At 42.6% G+C, this 2,089-nt stretch carries 3 protein-coding genes; all 3 read left to right on the forward strand.

Going from position 1 to position 2,089, the window contains the following annotated elements:
* On the forward strand, positions 1–170 hold a 170-nt coding region (locus tag AB4653_RS21045; protein WP_372105248.1), incomplete at its 5' end, for a sulfite exporter TauE/SafE family protein.
* An 86-nt stretch (positions 171–256) separates the two neighbouring features.
* A complete protein-coding gene (locus AB4653_RS21050; protein ID WP_009846714.1) occupies positions 257–1,003 on the forward strand; it encodes an FNR family transcription factor in 747 nt (248 codons plus the stop codon).
* Positions 1,004–1,135: 132 nt separating this feature from the next.
* Positions 1,136–2,086, forward strand: a complete 951-nt coding sequence (gene uspE, locus AB4653_RS21055) for a universal stress protein UspE (protein ID WP_009846715.1) — start codon at positions 1,136–1,138, stop codon at positions 2,084–2,086.
* Positions 2,087–2,089 lie beyond the last annotated feature (3 nt).

The raw sequence follows: 2,089 nt of genomic DNA on the forward strand, positions 1-2,089 counted from the left end.
CTTTCGGTTTAGGAACCCTCCCTGCGATGCTCACGGTTGGAATGGGGGCAAATTTCCTCAAAAAACTGCAACAAGCTGACTTATTTCGTCAGTTTGGTGCAATTTTAATCCTCATTTACGGCTTCTATACCGGTTATATGGCGCTACAGCTTATTATTTATACCGTATAGTGGCGTCTTTAATCCGGTTTTTTTACTACCCTTTAGGATTAAGGAATGCTAAAATATTGACGTATATCAAATAGTGAAAGATTGTTATGATTTCTGAAAAGCCTGTGACGAAACGTGTTCAGTCTGGTGGCTGTGCGATCCATTGCCAGGATTGTAGTATTAGCCAGCTCTGTATTCCGTTTACTTTGAATGAATCTGAACTCGATCAACTTGATCAGATCATTGAGAGAAAAAAGCCTATTCAAAAAGGCCAAGAGTTATTTAAAGCCGGTGACGAGCTTAAATCTCTATACGCTATTCGCTCTGGAACGATCAAGAGCTACACGATTACCGAGCAAGGTGATGAGCAGATTACTGCATTCCACCTAGCGGGCGATCTTGTTGGCTTCGATGCGATTACTGGTGACATGCACCCTAGTTTCGCACAAGCGTTAGAAACTTCTATGGTCTGTGAAATTCCATACGAAATTCTAGACGACCTATCAGGCAAAATGCCTAAATTGCGTCAGCAAATTATGCGTCTGATGAGTAATGAGATTAAAGGTGACCAAGAAATGATTCTGCTTCTTTCTAAGAAGAACGCGGAAGAGCGTCTTGCTGCATTCCTTTACAACCTTTCTACTCGTTTCTCTCAACGTGGCTTCAGCCCACGTGAGTTCCGCCTAACGATGACTCGTGGCGATATTGGTAACTACCTTGGTTTGACTGTTGAAACAATTAGTCGTCTTTTAGGTCGCTTCCAAAAAGCAGACATCTTGAGCGTTAAAGGCAAATATATCACTATCGAAGATCACGATGCGTTGATGGAACTTGCTGGCGTTTCAAAAGAATAGTCTAGATATCAATGATGTAGTTCAATAATGAGCTACATCATGTTTCTCTCTTAAAACCTCTTATATTTCTCTTATTCTCTCCATAACTACGCTACATTATTTATATGTTCGGTCTGAAAAGTAGGCTTAGTTATGAGTATCTATAACAAAATTTTAGTTGTCGCAGACATTAATCACGATGAGCAACCTGCTCTAGTTCGTGCTATCCAACTTGCCAAGAAAAGCACATCAACAAGCCACATCACTTTCTTTTTATCGATCTACGATTTCTCGTATGACATGACATCTATGCTCTCTGTCGATGAAAGAGACGCAATGCGTAAAGGCGTAATTCATCAACGTGAAATTTGGATGAATAAAGTGGCGGCTCCTTACCTTGATGATTCTATTGAATTTAACGTGCAAGTGGTTTGGCATAACCGCCCGTATGAAGCGATCATTGCAGAGGTTTACAGTGGCGAGCATGACATCCTAATCAAAGGTACGCGTAAGCACGATACCTTAGAATCTGTCATCTTTACTCCTACCGACTGGCACTTATTGAGAAAATGCCCTAGCCCAGTGCTATTGGTTAAAAATGATTTCTGGCCAGAACACGCGAAGATTTACGCTTCAGTCCATGTTGGCTCTGAAACCGAAGCTCACTTAGAGCTCAATGATACGATGGTCGACAGGTTACTTGAAATCACAGGTCGTTTAGATGCTGAGCCGCTATTGGTAAACGCCTACCCGGTGACACCTGCTAATATCACAATCGAGCTGCCAGAGTTTGACCCAACCTCTTATACTGACGCGGTTCGTGGCCATCACTTAACAGCGATGAAAGCGTTGCGCCAGAAGCACGGTATGAGTGAAGAGCAAACTGTTGTTGAGCAAGGCTTGCCAGAAGATGTTATTCCTTGTGTCGCGTCTGAAAACAACGCTGCTATGGTGATTCTTGGTACCACCGGCCGTACTGGATTGTCTGCCGTCTTTATTGGTAATACTGCGGAACATGTCATCGACAAGATTAACTGTGACGTACTTGCTCTTAAACCGTCGGGTTACGTCAGTCCACTTGATCCCAATTTGTCTATAGGTTAATGC

Origin of the sequence: Vibrio sp. 10N.222.48.A3, from assembly GCF_041475345.1 — a bacterium.
Lineage (GTDB): Bacteria > Pseudomonadota > Gammaproteobacteria > Enterobacterales > Vibrionaceae > Vibrio > Vibrio tasmaniensis_A.